We start from the raw sequence: 15,527 nt of genomic DNA on the forward strand, positions 1-15,527 counted from the left end.
TCACGCGGCGAAGACGCTCGTCAGCGCGTCCTCCGGCGCGGGATCGGCGCTCTCGCGGGCAAACTTGATGGCAGCATCGACCCTTTCCGCGCTTTCAACCTCGATTGCGTCCAGCTCGGTCTCGGTGGCCGTGCCGTCGGTCAGCATGCGCCACCGCATCTTCGGGATCGGGTCCTTTGCGAAGAGGCCATCCTTCTCGCCTTCGGGACGGTAGGCTTCTGCATCGCCCATGAAATGTCCGGCCAAACGGTAGGTCTCCACCTCGATCAGTGTCGGTCCCTCGCCGGCGCGGGCTCTTGCGACGGCTTCACCGGCAACTTCGAAGATCGCGTAGGGGTCGTTGTCTTCGACATGGTGGCCGGGTATGCCGTAGGCGGCTGCCCGAACATCGTTGCGTGGAACCGAAGTGGCGGCAGCCTTGGCGACCGAGATGCCCCAGGCGTTGTCTTCGATCACGCAGATGAAAGGGAGCTTCCAGAGCGCTGCAAGGTTCATGGCCTCATGCCAACCACCCTGGTTGACCGCGCCTTCCCCAACGAAAGCAACAGCGACGCCGGGTTTGCCCTGCACCTTCCGGCTAAGCGCCGCGCCGACGGCCGGCCCCATTCCCTGGGCGATGATCCCGGAACACGCGAAGTTCACCGCGGGATCAAAGATGTGCATGTGCCCACCGCGACCGCCTGACGGGCCTGTCGCCTTGCCAAAAATCTCGGCGACCATTCGATCGAGATCCACGCCCTTTGCGATCGCCTGGTGATGAGGACGGTGGGTGGCTGTGACGACGTCTTCCGCCGTCAGATGCGCACACACTCCGACCGCGACCGGTTCCTGACCGTCGCTGAGATGCATCTCGCCCGGTATGGGGCCGTTGGCCATGTTAAAGACTGGCGTCTTGCCTTCCAGGTAGATCTTCGCAATGGCCTCTTCCAGCCTCCTGCTGGTGACCATGTTGCGGTACATCCAGTGCAGTTGGTCGCGCGACGGCGTCATGATGTCCTCCCTGGCTTCGCCCATGGATCTGGGCTTGTTTTGTCGATCGGAGGTTTGCTGACAGGGCAGGAGTGTCGCAACGGGAAAGCGAGGCGGTACAAGAACGTGTCTCAAACTGCCTCAGGGAGCGCGGTCATGTGTCTCATAAGGCCACGGGTGAGACAGGTTTTTGCGGTGCGGCGTTCTCTTTCGGCTGGGACGGCCCTAAAGACTTCTGAAGAACAACCGTCGGCGCACACACGCGTCTGCCGTTGCTCTTCCAACATGCGAGCCGAGGCCAGGCGCTGTCTGACGACTGCGAGACAGTTCGCCGTTGCACGACGGAGCTCTCGTGACCGCGGTGCATCCGCCAAGAGCTCGACCGCCGCCTGGAGGGGCAAGTGGGATCTGAACTATATTGCAATCAAGCCACTGAGCCCGTGGTGGCCGAACTCCCGCAGGTCCGACCCACGAAACAAGTCGGCCTTTCAGAAATCAACGCTGCCGCCTTAAGATCAAAATCCGACCTGTCTGCCTACGTGAAATCCTCGCGTAAGCAGCTAGTCAGGAAAACGTCTCTACCTTAACGTACTGTTTTGCAATTAGAAATGGCGCACCCGAGAGGATTCGAACCTCTGGCCTCCGCCTTCGGAGGGCGGCGCTCTATCCAGCTGAGCTACGGGTGCATACCGTTCGCGAGATGCTTACGCCATGCTTACGCGAGATTTTCGGCTCCTTGAAGAGCGAACCCGACATTCGCTCAAGCCATTGTTAAATCACTTCCTTTTTGCAGCACTCTTTGCAATCGCCAGACTTGACATCCGCCATCGGAGGGCAATGGTTCCGCACGGGTTCGGCGCGCGCATCTGCCAGCGGTGGAACCTGTTTGCGTGCACAGCGTAGCCATTGCATGGGGCAGCCCGTAACACATGCAGGCGCGCGATCCGGCGCGCGAAGCGACAGGCCCGACGATGAGCAGGCATGACGAGGCCCGCCGGCCGGTCAAGCTCGACCGGCGCGCCTGGATGGAGGCGGGCATGGCCACGATCAACTACACCTTCGCCATGGACAACAATCTGCGTTGTGCGGGCGTGGCGTTCTTCGGCTTTCTGTCCGTCTTTCCCGCGCTGAGCGCGGCGATCTCCCTTTTCGGGCTGATCGCCGATCCGACCCAGATCGCCGTGGCCGATCCGCCCTTCGCCGCCGCGCTGCCCGATGACGTCACCATCGTCATCAAGGAGCAGATCGCCGAATTCGCCGCGCGTGACGCGACCGCCGGGTGGGGCCTGGCGATCAGCCTGCTGGTGGCGCTGTGGACCGGTTCGCGCGGCATGAACGCGCTGGTCTTCGCGATCACGCGGGCGCATCGCGAGACCGAAGAACGCAGCTTCATCGCCAGCATCGTGATGTCGCTCGCCGCGACGGTCGGTGCCTTCGTCACGCTGGGCATCATCATTGCCAGCCTGACCGTCGTTCCGGCGCTGGCGGTGATGTGGCCCTATGTCGACAGCCGCGAGACGGCGCTGTTGTGGCTGCGCTGGCCGCTGGTCGTTCTCGTTCTGACGGTGGCGGTGTTCTTCCTTTACAGGCACGCGCCCAACCGACGCTCGCCGCGCAGGGACTGGGTCGTGCCTGGCGCGATCCTGGCCACGCTGCTGTGGCTTTTGGGCTCGGTCGCCCTTTCGTTCTTCATCGAGAATTTCGGACGCTACAACGCCACGTTCGGCTCGATCGCGGCAGCGGCGATCTTCATGTTGTGGCTGTATTTCAGCGCGCTGGTGCTGATAGCGGGCGCTGCGCTCAATGCCGAACTGGAATGGCGCACCACAAAGGACACGACGGTCGGCCCGGATCGGCCGATGGGCGAGCGCCAGGCGCATGTCGCCGATACGCTGGCCCCGCAGGCGCGGGAACGAAACCGGGACGATGACGTTCATCCGGTGCAAGACGCCGAAAGGAGAATGACGACATGAACTGGGACCAGGTCAAGGGAAAATGGACCGAATTGCAGGGCCAGGCGAAGCAGCGTTGGGGTCAGCTGACCGACGACGATCTCGCCCAGGCCCAGGGCGACCGCGAGGAGCTGGCCGGTATCGTGCGCCAGCGCTACGGCAAGTCCAAGGAAGAAGCCCAGCGCGAGGTGGACGACTGGATGGCATCGCTGCGGTAGTCGTCCGGTTCGGGCAGGGGAAGACCGCGTGCGACCGATCGGAGGCGGACGGTCCCATGCACTTCACCACATGAAGGGATCAAGGCGAGATCATCGCTTGCAGGGCCGCCCCAATCGGGCGGTTCCTGCCGTCAGGGTCCGATTGCCCGGAACATCAACAGTGCCAGGATGATGACGGCAAGCACGGCAATGCCGATCCGCCACCACATTCCCGGCCCCCAGGTCGGCGGCACCATGGATTCCAGTTCGGTATCGGTCTGGGCCTCCTGCGCCAGGTGCCGATTGCGTGCGTCGACCTTGCGATCGTGATCGTCCCTGCGACCATTGGTGCCGTCGGTCATCAAATGGGCTCCTTTGTGTGTCAGACAATTGGAACGAAGCAGCAATGCATCGGTTCCGGACACTCGAGCAAGGCTATCGAAGCTGCTTGCCGCGAAACGAGGAACATCGACAATGTCCGATAATGGACGCAACAAGGAACCGGTCAAGTCGGAAGTCGGCGATCCGGTCGACATCGAGCGCACCGCGCTTTCCATCACGCCGGGCGATGTGCGCGCCATGATGGTTTCCGAAGCGCCGGCCGAGGAACGTCTGGCCGAATTGCAGGCGATGCGCCGCGAGGTGCTCGCAAGAGTGGAAGCCGATCCGAACCATGAACTCGCCCCGATCGAGCGCGATCTTGACAATGCGATCGCGGCGTTGCGTCGCCAAATGGGTATGGACGAAAAATAAGGGCCGCGGCACTGCGCCGCGACCCCGCCCGAAAGGTCCTCGTCCTATCGGCGCATGACCCGGAAGATCAGGCTGACCACGAACAGGGCCAGGAACAGGAAGAACAGGATCTGCGCGATTCCCGCCGACGCGCCGGCGATGCCGCCAAAGCCGAGAACGGCGGCAATGATGGCGATGACGAGGAATGCAATTGCCCATCCGAGCATGGTTGTCTCCTATCGCTTGGACTGGGCCGTCAACGCCCTCGGCGGCGGCTGGTTCCGGTCGCAGCGGCGCGCCCGGCCGTCCGGGCGTCGATGCGGTGGCCGGCGGAACCTTTCGCCTGCTGCGTCGTTTGAAAGGCGAAAGAAAGAGCCTTCAGAGCAGTCATGAACGTTATTCCTTTTCAAAGAACGATAGAGCGGGAGAACCGCAACGACATCGCGGTGGAGCAGATTGGCCAAAGGCTGAAATCGGCCTACCAGGCGATGGTCGAAGCGCCCGTGCCGGACAGGTTCACCGCCCTTCTGGGCGAACTCGAGCGCGCCGAGGCCGAGCGCGCGCCAGACAAATCCAGCCTGAAAAGGGCCAGTCAATGACGGGCAGTGCGGACTTCAAGACGGAATTGCTCACCTCGATTCCCAGCCTACGCGCCTTCGCTCTTTCGCTTAGCGGCAATGCCGACCGCGCCGACGATCTGGTGCAGGAAACGCTGGTCAAGGCGTGGCACAAGCAGAGCACATTCATGCCCGGCACCAATATGCGTGCCTGGCTGTTCACGATCCTGCGCAACGAGTTCTATTCGCAGATGCGCAAGAAGGGGCGCGAGGTGGCCGACGCCGACGGCGCGCTGACCGAAGGTCTGGCCGCGCACCCCGAGCAGTCGGGGAAACTCGACCTGCAGGACATGAAGACCGCGCTGCAGAAACTGCCCGAGGACCAGCGCGAAGCCATCATCCTGGTCGGCGCGTCGGGGCTGAGCTACGAGGAGGCGGCGGAGGTCTGCGGCTGCGCCGTCGGCACGGTGAAGAGCCGCGTGTCGCGCGCGCGCACCAAGCTGGCCGAACTGCTCAAGATCGATGACAGCAGCGACTACGGTCCCGATGCGGTCTCGACCCATGTGCTGGCAAAGCCGGCCGTGGCCTGACCGGTTGGGAGGCGGGCATGGCCCAGGCCGCCACGCTGACCGACATCGTCGACGAGCTGGAGCAGGCCAATGCCGGCCAAGCCATGTCGGTCAGCGAAATGGTCGGCGCATTCGGCAGTCGCGGCTTCGGCGCGCTGCTCGGCGCTCCCGCGCTGATATCGATCTCGCCGCTGGGCGCCCTGCCGGGCGCGTCGTTCGTGATCGCGTTCATCCTGATCCTGATCGGCGGCCAGTTCGCGCTCGGCCGCACGCAGCCCTGGTTGCCGGGCTATTTCGAACGCCTGACGGTGGATGCCGACAAGGTCGATGCCGCCACCGCCAAGATGCGGTCATGGACGAGGCGGATCGACCGGGTGCTGGCGCCGCGCCTTCAATTCATGGTTTCGCGCCTTGGCGACCGGCTCATGGCAGCGGCGAGCGTGATCCTGGCGATTTCGTTCTTCCCGGTCATCCTGATCCCGTGGGCGGTGGTCATCCCGAGCCTGATCATATTGCCTGTTTGCAACGGCGATCGTCGCACGCGACGGGCTGAGCGCCGTGCTGGGCTGGGTCCTGTGCCCGGTCTGGCTGTGGGCGTTCTGGCGCTTCACCACGGTCGCGACATGATGGACATCGACAATGGAGAGACAAATGCCTGGAAAAGACCATGGACCGACGGTCAAACAAGACGAGGTCTATCAGAAACTGCGCGAGAAGGGCGCGTCGAAGGAAAAGGCGGCGCGTATTGCCAACGCACAGGCAAACCCCTCGCGAAAGCCGTCCAAGAAGGGCGGAAAATCAGATGCCTACGAGGAATGGACGCGCGACGATCTGTACGAGCGGGCCCGGGAGATCGGCATCGAGGGCCGTTCGGAGATGTCCAGGGACGAACTGATCGACGCGCTGCGCAACCATTAGCGGTGAAACCGGCCGGCCAAGGTGGAACCAGCCGGACGTGGCTGCGTTGAACCGGGGATCCAATTGGATCACCGTCCGGCCCGTCCCCAACTGGACGGTCGGGAGAGAGGCTGTTTCCTCCCCAAGTCCCCGTCAAGCCTCTCTCCCGCTCTTTCTTGCCGAGGTCCTCGATGCCAGACAGCGTCAATCCCGCCACTGCCAGAACCGAAAAATCCTTTGCCCGCCACAGCGCTGAAGACGCAAGAAATGCGATCGGCAACGCTCGGGCGGCGTTCGAGGAATGGCGCGCAACGCCCGTCGCCGACCGGGCGGCGCTCCTGCGCAGGGTGGCCGAAGTGCTCGATGCGCGCCGCGACGAGATGGCGCGCCTTGCCACCACGGAAATGGGCAAGCGGATCGCCGAAGCGCGCGCCGAGGTCGAAAAGTGCGCGTGGGTGTGCCACTACTACGCAGACAATGCCGAAACCTTCCTGGCAGACGAGACGCGCGAGTCGAGCGCGGCCAAATCGTTCGTCCGCTATCAGCCGCTCGGCATCGTGCTGGCCGTCATGCCGTGGAACTTTCCCTACTGGCAAGTCTTCCGCTTTGCCGCGCCGGCGCTGATGGCGGGCAATGTCGGTCTTCTCAAGCACGCCAGCAACGTGCCGCAATGTGCCATGGCAATCGAAGAAAGCTTTCTGGAGGCCGGGTTCCCACAGGGGGTGTTCGCATCCCTGCTGATCGGCTCCGATCAGGTCGAGGCGATCATCGCCGACGATCGCGTCCGCGCCGTCACGCTGACCGGCAGCGAGGCGGCGGGCCGCTCGGTGGCTGCCCTGGCAGGCAAGCACATCAAGCCCAGCGTGCTGGAACTTGGCGGCAGCGATCCGTTCGTCGTCATGCCGAGCGCCGATCTGGATGCGGCCGTGGAAACGGCCGTCGCCGCCCGCATGATCAACAACGCGCAGTCGTGCATCGCCGCCAAGCGGTTCATCGTGCACAGCGACATCCATGCGCGATTTGTCGAGGCGATGGCCGACCGTTTCCAGGCGCTGAAGATCGGCGATCCGATGGACGAGGACACCGAGCTTGGCCCGCTGTCCAGCCGGCAGGCGCTCGAGGGGTTGGACGCACAGGTGCGTGCGCTGGCCGATGCCGGCGCCAGCGTGATCTGCGGCGGTGCGCCGGTCGACCGGCCGGGGCACTACTTCGAGCCGACGCTCATTGCGGACATTCCCGACAATGCCGGCACCCGGTTCGAGGAGCTGTTCGGTCCGGTCGCCATGGTCTTCGAGGCGGCGAGCATCGACGATGCGGTGCGGCTTGCAAACGAGACGCCATTCGGTCTGGGCAGTGCGGTCTGGACCCGCGATCAGGACGAGATCGATCATTTCGTCAATGCGATCGAAGCCGGATCGGTGTTCGTCAACCAGAAGGTGGCCTCCGACCCGCGCCTGCCATTCGGCGGCGTCAAGAATTCGGGCTATGGCCGCGAACTCTCGCGCGAGGGCATTGTGGGCTTCGTCAACGTCAAGACCGTCTCGATCGCCTGAAAATCCCTGATTTGCGTCAGTGAAACTGCGTGCCGGCGACGGTGAGCGTATAGACGACGCCATCGGGCCTGAGCTCGAGCGTGCCGCTGCCGTCGACGGCGCGCGGCACGATGCGTTCGAGCATGGTCTTGCCGAAGCTTGTCTCGTTGTGCGTGGGTGAGGGCTGTGCCGCCGAGCGTTCATGCCAGGTTATCCTGGCGACCGGCGGCTCGGACTTGGAATGGATGACCTCGCAGCGGATCTTCACATTGCCCCCGGTCTGGACCAGGGCACCATGCACGAGTGCGTTGGTGACCAGTTCGTGCAGGGCCAGGCCGATATGCAGCCCCGCATTGGGCCGCAGGTTCGGATCGTCGCCGCTCACCTCGATGCGGGCGCCGCCGAGCTGGACGACGTTGATCACCTGGTGATCGACCAGTTCGCGAAAGCGGGCGCCGCGCCAGTCGCTGTCGGTGATCACGTCCTGGGACTTGGACAGCGACTGGACGCGGCCGGTGAACGCCCGCAGGAACCCGTCGATGCTGCGTGCCGAGCGCGCGGTCTGCGCCGACAGGCCCAACACCATGGCCAGCATGTTCTTCGAGCGGTGCGACACCTCCAGAAGCAGGGTCTTCAAGGTCGCTTCGCGCTGCTTTTCGAGCGTGGTGTCCATGGAGGAACACAGGTAACCCTCGATCGCCCCGTTCGCACCGGTCAGCGGCTCGACCGAAACCTTGAGGTGGCACTGCGCACCCATCGGGATGATTTCCGTGCGCGGGGAGAGTTCGACCGTCTGGCGCGTGCCGCCGTCGCCGGCGCGTTCCTTGGCGCGCTGGAAGGCGGCGACGCTTTCGGCGTCAAAAACGTCGGCATCGGTCTTTCCGACAAGGTCCTGGCTGGCCCAGATCGACTGCAGGTTAACGAACCACTGGAAACGTCCCTTCGCGTCCTGTGCGAAAATGGTCACCGGCGATCCCGACAAGGCTGTCGCCAGCGACTTGAAATCTGGGTTTTTTGAGGGCATTGCGAGAGATCGTCGGTGAGTTGCCTGAACCCCCTCCAATTTAGGGTCGGGCGCGCCGATTTGCAGCGCCCCTTTGCGTGACGATCCTGTCTCAGGCCGCCTTTTGCCGGGCCTGCGAGAAGAAGAGCGCCTGGCTGATCAATGCACCCACGGTCTGCGGATGGAACGGCTTGGTCACCAGATAAGCCGGCTCGGGCCGCTCGCCCGTCAGGAGCCGTTCGGGAAACGCCGTGATGAAGATGACGGGAACGTCGACTGACTTGAGAATGTCGTTGACCGCATCGAGCCCGGAACTGCCATCGGCGAGCTGGATATCGGCCAGGACGATGCCCGGTCGTTCCTTTTCGAAGGCGGCCAGCGCCTCCGCGTGGGTGCGCGCAATGCCGGTGACACGGTGCCCCAGTTCCTCGACCATCGCCTCGACGTCCATCGCGATCAGCGGCTCGTCCTCGATGATCAGCACGCTGGTGGCGACCTGCTGGGCTATGTCGCGCGATGCCTGGTCGATCAGCCTGTCGACCTCGCCCGCCGAAACGCCCAGAATCTCGGCGCTGTCCTGGCGGTCGAAGCCTTCCACCGCGGTCAGAAGGAACGCCTGGCGCGGAAGCGGCGCGATCGCCTGCAGATTGCGCTCGGCGCCTTCATTGGACATGTTGCCCGGCTGCTCGCCGCGCAGATTCACATCGAGCGAGGACCACAGCGCAACGAACGCCCTGTAAAGGCCGACGCGGGCATCGTCGCTCTCGGGAAAGACGGACGGATCGGCGACGAGCGCCTCGAGCAGGGCCGCGACATAGGCATCGCCAGCCTGTTGCGAACCCGTAAGGGCCCGTGCGAACCTTCGCAGAAGGGGGATATGGGGTGTAATGCGTGCTGCGAGCGACATATAGTCTTCCTCCTGTCCGGACCGTCACACAAATCAACGTGCGTTGACCGTTGCCGGTTCCCGGTCGTGGAACATTTTTCGTGCTCAGGCGTTGATGGGCCTGATACGGGGAAAGGGCAAGGTTAACATGACAACGGCGAACACCAACAGGGCCGAGAAGAAGGGGGAGGATGCCGCCGATTCCGGGCAGGGAGGCGATGAGGCGGCGGTACGGAAGATCGGGGAGAAGCTGCGCGAAAGCTATGAAGAGGTCGTCAATGCCCCGGTTCCGGACCGGTTCAAGGCGCTGCTCGACCAGCTCGAGCAGAACGAAAAGCCGGACGACACGGGATGATCGCCATCGCGACGGGCCGATCAGCGGCTCAGTGCCCTGACGAGGGCATCGCGCAGATCGGCATCGCTGAAGGGCTTGCGCAAGATGATCCGCGCGCCATCGAGCAACGGGTCATCCATGCCCTCGTGATCGGTGGTCACGATCACGAGCGTTGCACCGGTGTCGGCGACAAGTCCGAGCAGTTCGCGCCGCCTGCCGTCGGCGGCCCGGTAGTCGACAACGGCGATGTCGGCGGCGAAGTCGGCGCCGGGCATGAATTCGAGCGCTTCGGCGGGTCGCAGGATGGTGACCTTGCCGGCACCCAGATCGAGCGCTGTCTGCTCGATGTTCATGGCGATGAGCAGCTTGTCTTCGATGATCAGCATCGTCCAGCCAGCGGGATGCGCCATGGGTCTTCCTTTGATTGATCGGCCCATTCGTCTAGCAGGTCCCGCCGTTTGCGGCTTTTAACTTTGACATAGCCCGTCACCGGGATCGGGGAGGCCGATGACACCGCCCACCACACCGCCATCGAACACGCGCGCCATACCCTGCGAGAAGTGTCCCTTGCGCTCTTCGGGTCATTTCCGGGACTTCGAAAACGATGAGGAACTGGCCTTCGTCTCCCATTTCAAGCGCGGCGAACTGCTGGCCGAGGCGCGCTCGACGCTGTTTGTCGAGGGCACCAACAGCCCGCATCTGTACACGGTGATTTCCGGGTGGGGGTTTCGCTACAAGACCCTGCAGGACGGCCGGCGGCAGATCCTAAACTATGTCATGCCGGGCGATTTCGTCGGCTTGCAGGCCTCGCTGATGCGCGAGATGCAGCACGCGGTCGAATGTCTTTCGGACATGCGGCTGTGCCTTTTCGAGCGCAGCCGCCTGATGGAGCTTTACAGCCGGAACCCCTCGCTGGGTTTCGACATCACGTGGATCGCGGCGCGCGACGAGCGGATCCTCGATGAACATCTGCTCAGCGTCGGCCGCCGCACGGCCGTCGAGCGCACCGCCTATCTGCTCGCCTACATTCAGGCGCGCGCGAAGGCCGTCGGTCTATTCGAGGGTGATGACGTCGACATTACGCCGCTGACGCAGCAACACCTGGCCGACACACTGGGCCTGTCGCTCGTGCACACCAACAAGACGCTGCGCAAGCTTCAGGATCTGAAGGTGATTGCCTGGCGCGAGGCGGGGGTGCGCGTGCTCGACATCGATCGGTTGTGCGACATTGCCGGCTGGCAGGGCCTGCCGGACGAGAAGCGGCCCTTCGTTTGAAAGGCCACCCATGTGACGATGTCCGCGCGGCGCGGTGCGCCTACTGCACACCCGATGTCCAGGTGGGCCGCGCCTTGTGCTTTTCGGCCTTCTGGTCGGCCTGACCACTCTTGACCGATTCGATCGCCCGCTCGATCATGCGCAGATCGGGATGATCGCCGCCCTCGGCGATCTGATCGTCGTCGCGCTCGCGGGCGAGCGCGTCGGTCTTCATCTGTTCGAGACGTTTGATCTTTTCCTGATCGGTCCATTCGCCATGGGCGGCGACCTGCTCGGGCGTCATGTCACGCTCGGGGCCGAGCGCGCCGCTGATGATGGACGGGTTGCGATTTGTCGACATTGCACACTCCCTTGCCGCAATGCAGGCGCGAGCGCCTCGGTCGCGCCCGCGTCCTGCGTCATCGGTCACGCGGCGGCCTCCGAACCCTCAGGCGGGCTCGGGCACGCCGGGCCGATTTCAGGTGGCGTGCCTGTTGCGCCCCTTGGGGCCGAACAGCAGCCAGATGATCAGGCCGACGACGGGCACGACGATGATCAGCACCGTCCACAGCACCTTGGCGCCGGTCGATGCGGCCGACTGGAATATGCTGTAGATCGCCCAGACCATGGCGATCAGCAGCAGCAGGCCGAGAAGGCCTCCGGTCTCGATGCCCATCGGATCACTCCGTGATCAGCGCGCGCAGCATCCAGACCACCTGCTCGTGAAAGGTCAGGCGGGCGGTCAGCATGTCGTGCGTGACCAGATCGTGCTTGTCCTCGGCCATCTCGGCGGCCTGGCGCATGTTGCGGATGGCGGCCTCGTGATCGCCGATCAGATCGGCGATCATGTCATGGGCCGAACGCGCCGAGGCGGCGGTCGAAACCACCGATTCATCGGGTCCGGCCGCATCGGAGATGGGCGCCCGGTGTCCGAGCGCGCGAATGCGTTCGGCGATGTCGTCGGCAGCTTCGAACAGGTTCTTGTACTGCTCCTCGGTCATCTCGTGGACCGCATGGAAAAGCGGGCCGACCACGTTCCAGTGATAGATGTGGGTCTTGATGACCAGATAGTAGGTATCGGTGAGAACCGAGGAAAGCGCTTCGGCGATCTGCCTGCGCGAATCGGCATCGATCCCGGTCGAAACCTGCTCCCTGCTTAGCTCGGGCTTCAGGACGGCTTGGGTCATTGGCGGTGTCCTTTCTCGTGCTCTGGCTGTCTCGTGGCGTGTGTGAAGACGGCGCGCGCCTTGCGGTGCATCATCCGGGAACGGGCTCGACGCCCGGAGCGCCGATGTTGTCGGTCACCGCATCATTGTCGATGACCTCCAAGACGATCGCGCCGACGGCCGCAAGCAGCAGCCCGGCGATGAGGATGGTCAGCACCCGACGTCCGCCGCGCCCCTGGCGCGCCTGTTCGGGATCCAGTTTGGTGGTCATTTGGTCTCCTTGTCCGCTTGCGCGGTGTTCATCCGCAACGCACGCGGCGACGAAGGGTTCCCGCTCAGACCATTTCCTCGGGCACAAAAAGATGGTCCTTGGCAAAGCGGCGTGTCCTGGCCAGCGGAAAGGGGACAATGCCGTCGATCGCGCTCGACCGGCCCGCATTGCGGCGCAGTTCGGCCTGCCGGCGCCAGACCGCAAGGCTGCCCTCGGGCGCTTCGACCGGATCGAGATCGGCCGCGATCTCGCCCAGATGGACATGCCACAGATCGCGCCGCAGCCCGACGGCGAAACCTTCGTCATGGGCCATGAGCCCCGCCTCGACATCCCAGCGCATCGACCTGCCGTTGAGATTGGCCGAACCCACGATGGCGACGCGGTCGTCGGCGATCATCAGCTTGGAATGCACATAGACCATGGCCTTGCCGTGAAGCGCGTCGCGCTCGTTGTGTTCGGCGCGGTCGCGATCATTGGTCAGCGAAAACACCCCGAACCGGTCCGGGAAGGCATCGGCAAGGCGGTTGCAGGCGCGCATCTGCAGCCATTCGCCATAGCGCTGAACGCCGCTCCTTGCGCCCTCATAGGCGACGACATCGGGCGCGCCGGGCAGCAGCATGATCAGGTGGAGATCGCGGTTTCGCTCGAGCGCCGAGACGAGCGAGTCGCGGATCATGGAGAATCTGAAGAACTGGCTCTCGACATAGATGTATCGCCTGGCGCCCGCGATCAGCTCCAGATGGGCCTCGAGCAGCGAGCAGTCATCGGGCCGCGGGCCAAAGCGCAGCGGATTGCGGCCGGGCACCGGAAGGGTGGCGGCGATGCGGCATGGACCGGCCGATGTGTCGGGCGCCGGGGCGCTGTGTGGCCGTGCCCTGGCGTGTGCGGCGGTATCGACCAGCGTCAGGGGGAAGTCGGGATGGCTGCGGCGGAAGGCCGGCGCGTGGCTGGTGCCGTCGGCCTGCACGGCAGCCCAGCAGCGCTCGAAATGGCGTTCGAGCTGTTCGGCCGGCGGCCCGTCGAATGCCACGCAGACATCGTGCCAGGTTTGCTGCGCATTGCGGCGATGACCGGGATCGTCATAGCGCCGCTCGTCGATGTCGAGGCCGCCCAGTATGGCGCGCTCGCCATCGGCGAGCAGGAACTTCTGATGCAGCGTCTGCGTGAAGTTCGCGGTCGGTGGCCACCAGCGAACCGTTCCGTGGTCGAGCGCATCGAGGCCGGGCGGCAGGCGACGGCCGCGCTGCTTGAAATCGGCGATGGCCGTCTTCAGATGGCCGCGGACCCTTGGCCATGCCAGAAGGCGCAGGGCGGCACCGGCCTGCCCGCCCGGATGGGCGACCAGCACGACCACGCGCTGGCGCTCCTGGGCGGTCATGTCCGCGAAGGCTTCGCCGAGCATGGCGACCCGTTCCCACACGCGCGCGTGCATGTCCGCCCAGCCGGCCGGATCGAAATCGTTGAGCAGGATGCGGATCGACACGCCGCGGCGGGCGGCATCGGCGATCAAATCCCCCCAGTCGACCAAGGTACGGTCGTGAGACGCTGCGCTTCGCGTCTTGGTGCGCGGCGAAAACAGGTGAAGGGCGATGTCCAGGCTTTCACGCGCGCCGAGCACCAGCCGCTCCATCTCGGGAAAGGCCTGATCCGCCGTGATCAAATGACGCAACATGTCCTGCGATCCTCGGATTGCGTGCAGTGTTTCACAGTCCATGCATCCGTGCTATCATCGAGGCAAAGCTCCGATCCGTTCGATCTGTAACCCGACCGCGGCCCGCATCTTCGTCGCGTTCCTGTTTTTGTTGTTGCGAGCGCGATGAAGCCGATGGATGACGAAGAAGAAAGATTGCCCGAAGGGCAGGCCCCACCGGCGACCGAGCAGGCAAGCGAAGAACCGTCCGATACGTTTCTGGAGATGTCGGCCGAACTGCGCCAGCAGGTGGCGCTGAAGTCGAGCGGGGCGGCGACCTGGGTCTGGGATCTGGCCTCGGACCTGGTGGACGCCGATCCGAACCTGCCGCGCCTGTTCGGCATGCCGTTCGGGCGGGGACCCTTCACCGGTGCGGTGCTTCTCAAACATGTCCATGTCGGCGACCGGGCGCGTGTGGAAGCGGCCATGGCCACGACCATCGCCGATGGCACGCAATATGAAGAGCGGTTTCGGGTGACCGATGGTCTGGGGCAGGAGCGCTGGCTTCTCGGGACGGGCGAGGTCTACAGGCGCGACGCGCAGGGGCGTGCGAGCATCATCATCGGCATGAACCACGATGTCACCGAGCAGGTGCATGCCGAACAGCGGTTGCTGGCCGTGATCGGCGAGATGCGCCATCGTATCAAGAACTCGCTGGCGATGGTCAATTCGCTTGCCGCGGCGACCGCGCGCGAGACCAATCAGATTAGCGACTACGTCCAGAAGCTGCGAGGGCGGATCGACGCGCTGGCCGCCGCCCAGCATGCGATCGGCACCGTCGCCGACGCCGAGCTGGCCTCGGTTTCCGAGGCCGTGGACGGCGCGCTCGCCCCCTTCATCGGCGCGCGCGCCTGGGCGCCGCGCATTTCCGTTCACGTCGACGACATCGCCGTGCCGCCATCGCTGGGCCAAGCACTTGCCCTGACGATCTACGAGCTTGCCACCAACGCGATCAAGTATGGGGCGTTCGCGCGGGAAACGGGCGAGATCAGCCTTTCGTGTCGCGCCGGCAAGAACCCGGACGGGCTTGAACTGGTGTGGGACGAGCAGCATGCCGGCCAGGCGATCGACACCCAGCAGGAAAGCTCGGGCTTCGGCAATGTCCTTATCGACCGGTTGATCGCGGCCGAAAAAGGCGTCATCGAGCGCGTGGCCGGTGAAAGAGGATATCGCGTCACCATCCGCTTCGTGTTGCACTGAGACCTGCCCTGGTTAGTTCCTGGCCAGTTGCAGGTCCGTGGAGCGCGGCTCGACGATCAGGCGGCCGTCGGCCGCAAAGAACCAGTCGAACTCCAGGTCCGCATCGGCGCGCCGTTCCTCGACTTCGATACAGCTGCCGATGGCGGTGGGAAACCCGGTTACCTGCCGTGCGGTCCTTTCGAGTTCGCGTTCGCATGACGCGCGGCTTTCGAAGACCGGCTCGGGATTGTCGATCGGCCGGCACACATCGAGATTGTGCCCGCAGCCCATCATGAATATGGCAAAGACCATCTGTTCCATGGCTTGATCCTTTCTTGC

22 protein-coding genes and 1 tRNA gene are annotated in these 15,527 nt (G+C 64.3%); 10 read left to right on the top strand and 13 right to left on the bottom strand.

Annotated elements, in window-relative coordinates:
* Positions 1–990 carry a thiamine pyrophosphate-dependent dehydrogenase E1 component subunit alpha gene (locus tag RBB34_RS01930; protein WP_306117504.1) on the bottom strand — a complete coding sequence of 330 codons (990 nt, stop codon included), beginning with the start codon at positions 988–990 and terminating at the stop codon, positions 1–3.
* A gap of 588 nt (positions 991–1,578) precedes the next feature.
* Positions 1,579–1,655 (bottom strand) — tRNA-Arg (locus RBB34_RS01935).
* 285 nt (positions 1,656–1,940) lie between these two features.
* Between RBB34_RS01935 and RBB34_RS01940 the strand changes: the two genes are divergently transcribed.
* Both RBB34_RS01940 and RBB34_RS01945 read left to right on the top strand, forming a co-directional pair.
* Positions 1,941–2,942, top strand: coding sequence for a YihY/virulence factor BrkB family protein (locus tag RBB34_RS01940; protein WP_306117505.1), 1,002 nt, complete (start codon positions 1,941–1,943; stop codon positions 2,940–2,942).
* The gene (locus RBB34_RS01945; protein WP_306117506.1) at positions 2,939–3,139 is read left to right on the top strand and encodes a CsbD family protein; all 201 of its coding nucleotides are present in this window, start codon (positions 2,939–2,941) and stop codon (positions 3,137–3,139) included. The genes RBB34_RS01940 and RBB34_RS01945 overlap by 4 nt, the downstream gene beginning before the upstream one ends.
* Before the next feature lie 131 nt (positions 3,140–3,270).
* On the opposite strand, the gene RBB34_RS01950 is transcribed toward RBB34_RS01945, so the two are convergent.
* On the bottom strand, positions 3,271–3,480 hold the full coding sequence (locus RBB34_RS01950) for a hypothetical protein (protein ID WP_306117507.1): 210 nt from the start codon (positions 3,478–3,480) through the stop codon (positions 3,271–3,273).
* 112 nt (positions 3,481–3,592) lie between these two features.
* Between RBB34_RS01950 and RBB34_RS01955 the strand changes: the two genes are divergently transcribed.
* Positions 3,593–3,871, top strand: a complete 279-nt coding sequence (locus tag RBB34_RS01955; protein ID WP_306117508.1) for a hypothetical protein — start codon at positions 3,593–3,595, stop codon at positions 3,869–3,871.
* A gap of 44 nt (positions 3,872–3,915) precedes the next feature.
* Here RBB34_RS01955 and RBB34_RS01960 read toward each other — a convergent pair whose 3' ends face one another.
* Positions 3,916–4,077, bottom strand: coding sequence for a DUF1328 domain-containing protein (locus RBB34_RS01960; protein ID WP_306117509.1), 162 nt, complete (start codon positions 4,075–4,077; stop codon positions 3,916–3,918).
* Positions 4,078–4,296: 219 nt separating this feature from the next.
* On the opposite strand from RBB34_RS01960, the gene RBB34_RS01965 reads away from it, so the two are divergent.
* From RBB34_RS01965 to RBB34_RS01985, 4 genes are all read left to right on the top strand, one after another.
* Positions 4,297–4,449 carry a NepR family anti-sigma factor gene (locus RBB34_RS01965; protein ID WP_306117510.1) on the top strand — a complete coding sequence of 51 codons (153 nt, stop codon included), beginning with the start codon at positions 4,297–4,299 and terminating at the stop codon, positions 4,447–4,449.
* A complete protein-coding gene (locus RBB34_RS01970) occupies positions 4,446–4,997 on the top strand; it encodes a sigma-70 family RNA polymerase sigma factor (protein WP_306117511.1) in 552 nt (183 codons plus the stop codon). Before RBB34_RS01965 ends, RBB34_RS01970 begins: the two co-directional genes overlap by 4 nt.
* A 17-nt stretch (positions 4,998–5,014) precedes the next feature.
* A complete protein-coding gene (locus RBB34_RS19830) occupies positions 5,015–5,944 on the top strand; it encodes an exopolysaccharide biosynthesis protein (protein WP_346432522.1) in 930 nt (309 codons plus the stop codon).
* Between the two features lie 120 nt (positions 5,945–6,064).
* Complete coding sequence (locus RBB34_RS01985; RefSeq protein WP_306117512.1) at positions 6,065–7,426, top strand: NAD-dependent succinate-semialdehyde dehydrogenase; 1,362 nt, start codon at positions 6,065–6,067, stop codon at positions 7,424–7,426.
* 16 nt (positions 7,427–7,442) lie between these two features.
* On the opposite strand, the gene RBB34_RS01990 is transcribed toward RBB34_RS01985, so the two are convergent.
* Complete coding sequence (locus RBB34_RS01990) at positions 7,443–8,372, bottom strand: PAS domain-containing sensor histidine kinase (protein ID WP_306117513.1); 930 nt, start codon at positions 8,370–8,372, stop codon at positions 7,443–7,445.
* A gap of 148 nt (positions 8,373–8,520) precedes the next feature.
* On the bottom strand, positions 8,521–9,315 hold the full coding sequence (locus tag RBB34_RS01995; protein WP_306117514.1) for a response regulator: 795 nt from the start codon (positions 9,313–9,315) through the stop codon (positions 8,521–8,523).
* 127 nt (positions 9,316–9,442) lie between these two features.
* Between RBB34_RS01995 and RBB34_RS02000 the strand changes: the two genes are divergently transcribed.
* Positions 9,443–9,649, top strand: a complete 207-nt coding sequence (locus RBB34_RS02000) for a NepR family anti-sigma factor (protein WP_306117515.1) — start codon at positions 9,443–9,445, stop codon at positions 9,647–9,649.
* A 20-nt stretch (positions 9,650–9,669) separates the two neighbouring features.
* Here RBB34_RS02000 and RBB34_RS02005 read toward each other — a convergent pair whose 3' ends face one another.
* Positions 9,670–10,038: a hypothetical protein gene (locus RBB34_RS02005; protein WP_306117516.1), complete on the bottom strand. Its 369-nt coding sequence runs from the start codon at positions 10,036–10,038 to the stop codon at positions 9,670–9,672.
* Positions 10,039–10,135: 97 nt separating this feature from the next.
* Here RBB34_RS02005 and RBB34_RS02010 point away from each other — a divergent pair, with 97 nt between their 5' ends.
* The gene (locus tag RBB34_RS02010) at positions 10,136–10,903 is read left to right on the top strand and encodes a Crp/Fnr family transcriptional regulator (protein ID WP_306117517.1); all 768 of its coding nucleotides are present in this window, start codon (positions 10,136–10,138) and stop codon (positions 10,901–10,903) included.
* Positions 10,904–10,943: 40 nt separating this feature from the next.
* Here RBB34_RS02010 and RBB34_RS02015 read toward each other — a convergent pair whose 3' ends face one another.
* The 5 genes from RBB34_RS02015 to RBB34_RS02035 all read right to left on the bottom strand — a co-directional run bounded on the left by RBB34_RS02015 (position 10,944) and on the right by RBB34_RS02035 (position 13,991).
* On the bottom strand, positions 10,944–11,243 hold the full coding sequence (locus RBB34_RS02015) for a hypothetical protein (protein ID WP_306117518.1): 300 nt from the start codon (positions 11,241–11,243) through the stop codon (positions 10,944–10,946).
* Between the two features lie 117 nt (positions 11,244–11,360).
* A complete protein-coding gene (locus RBB34_RS02020) occupies positions 11,361–11,558 on the bottom strand; it encodes a PLD nuclease N-terminal domain-containing protein (RefSeq protein WP_306117519.1) in 198 nt (65 codons plus the stop codon).
* Positions 11,559–11,562: 4 nt separating this feature from the next.
* A complete protein-coding gene (locus tag RBB34_RS02025) occupies positions 11,563–12,069 on the bottom strand; it encodes a DNA starvation/stationary phase protection protein (protein WP_306117520.1) in 507 nt (168 codons plus the stop codon).
* A gap of 70 nt (positions 12,070–12,139) precedes the next feature.
* A complete protein-coding gene (locus RBB34_RS02030) occupies positions 12,140–12,319 on the bottom strand; it encodes a hypothetical protein (RefSeq protein WP_306117521.1) in 180 nt (59 codons plus the stop codon).
* A gap of 64 nt (positions 12,320–12,383) precedes the next feature.
* Positions 12,384–13,991 carry a phospholipase D-like domain-containing protein gene (locus RBB34_RS02035; protein ID WP_306117522.1) on the bottom strand — a complete coding sequence of 536 codons (1,608 nt, stop codon included), beginning with the start codon at positions 13,989–13,991 and terminating at the stop codon, positions 12,384–12,386.
* A 153-nt stretch (positions 13,992–14,144) separates the two neighbouring features.
* On the opposite strand from RBB34_RS02035, the gene RBB34_RS02040 reads away from it, so the two are divergent.
* Complete coding sequence (locus tag RBB34_RS02040) at positions 14,145–15,209, top strand: HWE histidine kinase domain-containing protein (protein WP_306117523.1); 1,065 nt, start codon at positions 14,145–14,147, stop codon at positions 15,207–15,209.
* Between the two features lie 12 nt (positions 15,210–15,221).
* Here the strand turns inward: RBB34_RS02040 and RBB34_RS02045 are convergent, their stop codons facing one another.
* Positions 15,222–15,509 carry a hypothetical protein gene (locus tag RBB34_RS02045; protein WP_306117524.1) on the bottom strand — a complete coding sequence of 96 codons (288 nt, stop codon included), beginning with the start codon at positions 15,507–15,509 and terminating at the stop codon, positions 15,222–15,224.
* Between the last annotated feature and the right edge of the window lie 18 nt (positions 15,510–15,527).

The organism is Roseitalea sp. MMSF_3546 (genome assembly GCF_030732865.1).
Lineage (GTDB): Bacteria > Pseudomonadota > Alphaproteobacteria > Rhizobiales > Rhizobiaceae > Roseitalea.

Excerpts from the sequence above, each read along its gene's own strand:
- RBB34_RS19830 (WP_346432522.1), top strand. The coding sequence starts at position 5,015 with ATGGCCCAGGCCGCCACGCTGACCGACATCGTCGACGAGCTGGAGCAG.
- RBB34_RS02045 (WP_306117524.1), bottom strand. The coding sequence starts at position 15,509 with ATGGAACAGATGGTCTTTGCCATATTCATGATGGGCTGCGGGCACAAT.
- RBB34_RS01950 (WP_306117507.1), bottom strand. The coding sequence starts at position 3,480 with ATGACCGACGGCACCAATGGTCGCAGGGACGATCACGATCGCAAGGTC.
- RBB34_RS02010 (WP_306117517.1), top strand. The coding sequence starts at position 10,136 with ATGACACCGCCCACCACACCGCCATCGAACACGCGCGCCATACCCTGC.
- RBB34_RS02035 (WP_306117522.1), bottom strand. The coding sequence starts at position 13,991 with ATGTTGCGTCATTTGATCACGGCGGATCAGGCCTTTCCCGAGATGGAG.
- RBB34_RS01995 (WP_306117514.1), bottom strand. The coding sequence starts at position 9,315 with ATGTCGCTCGCAGCACGCATTACACCCCATATCCCCCTTCTGCGAAGG.
- RBB34_RS02005 (WP_306117516.1), bottom strand. The coding sequence starts at position 10,038 with ATGGCGCATCCCGCTGGCTGGACGATGCTGATCATCGAAGACAAGCTG.
- RBB34_RS02040 (WP_306117523.1), top strand. The coding sequence starts at position 14,145 with ATGGATGACGAAGAAGAAAGATTGCCCGAAGGGCAGGCCCCACCGGCG.
- RBB34_RS01945 (WP_306117506.1), top strand. The coding sequence starts at position 2,939 with ATGAACTGGGACCAGGTCAAGGGAAAATGGACCGAATTGCAGGGCCAG.
- RBB34_RS02030 (WP_306117521.1), bottom strand. The coding sequence starts at position 12,319 with ATGACCACCAAACTGGATCCCGAACAGGCGCGCCAGGGGCGCGGCGGA.
- RBB34_RS01940 (WP_306117505.1), top strand. The coding sequence starts at position 1,941 with ATGAGCAGGCATGACGAGGCCCGCCGGCCGGTCAAGCTCGACCGGCGC.
- RBB34_RS02000 (WP_306117515.1), top strand. The coding sequence starts at position 9,443 with ATGACAACGGCGAACACCAACAGGGCCGAGAAGAAGGGGGAGGATGCC.
- RBB34_RS01930 (WP_306117504.1), bottom strand. The coding sequence starts at position 990 with ATGACGCCGTCGCGCGACCAACTGCACTGGATGTACCGCAACATGGTC.
- RBB34_RS02020 (WP_306117519.1), bottom strand. The coding sequence starts at position 11,558 with ATGGGCATCGAGACCGGAGGCCTTCTCGGCCTGCTGCTGCTGATCGCC.
- RBB34_RS01960 (WP_306117509.1), bottom strand. The coding sequence starts at position 4,077 with ATGCTCGGATGGGCAATTGCATTCCTCGTCATCGCCATCATTGCCGCC.
- RBB34_RS01955 (WP_306117508.1), top strand. The coding sequence starts at position 3,593 with ATGTCCGATAATGGACGCAACAAGGAACCGGTCAAGTCGGAAGTCGGC.
- RBB34_RS01970 (WP_306117511.1), top strand. The coding sequence starts at position 4,446 with ATGACGGGCAGTGCGGACTTCAAGACGGAATTGCTCACCTCGATTCCC.
- RBB34_RS02025 (WP_306117520.1), bottom strand. The coding sequence starts at position 12,069 with ATGACCCAAGCCGTCCTGAAGCCCGAGCTAAGCAGGGAGCAGGTTTCG.
- RBB34_RS01985 (WP_306117512.1), top strand. The coding sequence starts at position 6,065 with ATGCCAGACAGCGTCAATCCCGCCACTGCCAGAACCGAAAAATCCTTT.
- RBB34_RS02015 (WP_306117518.1), bottom strand. The coding sequence starts at position 11,243 with ATGTCGACAAATCGCAACCCGTCCATCATCAGCGGCGCGCTCGGCCCC.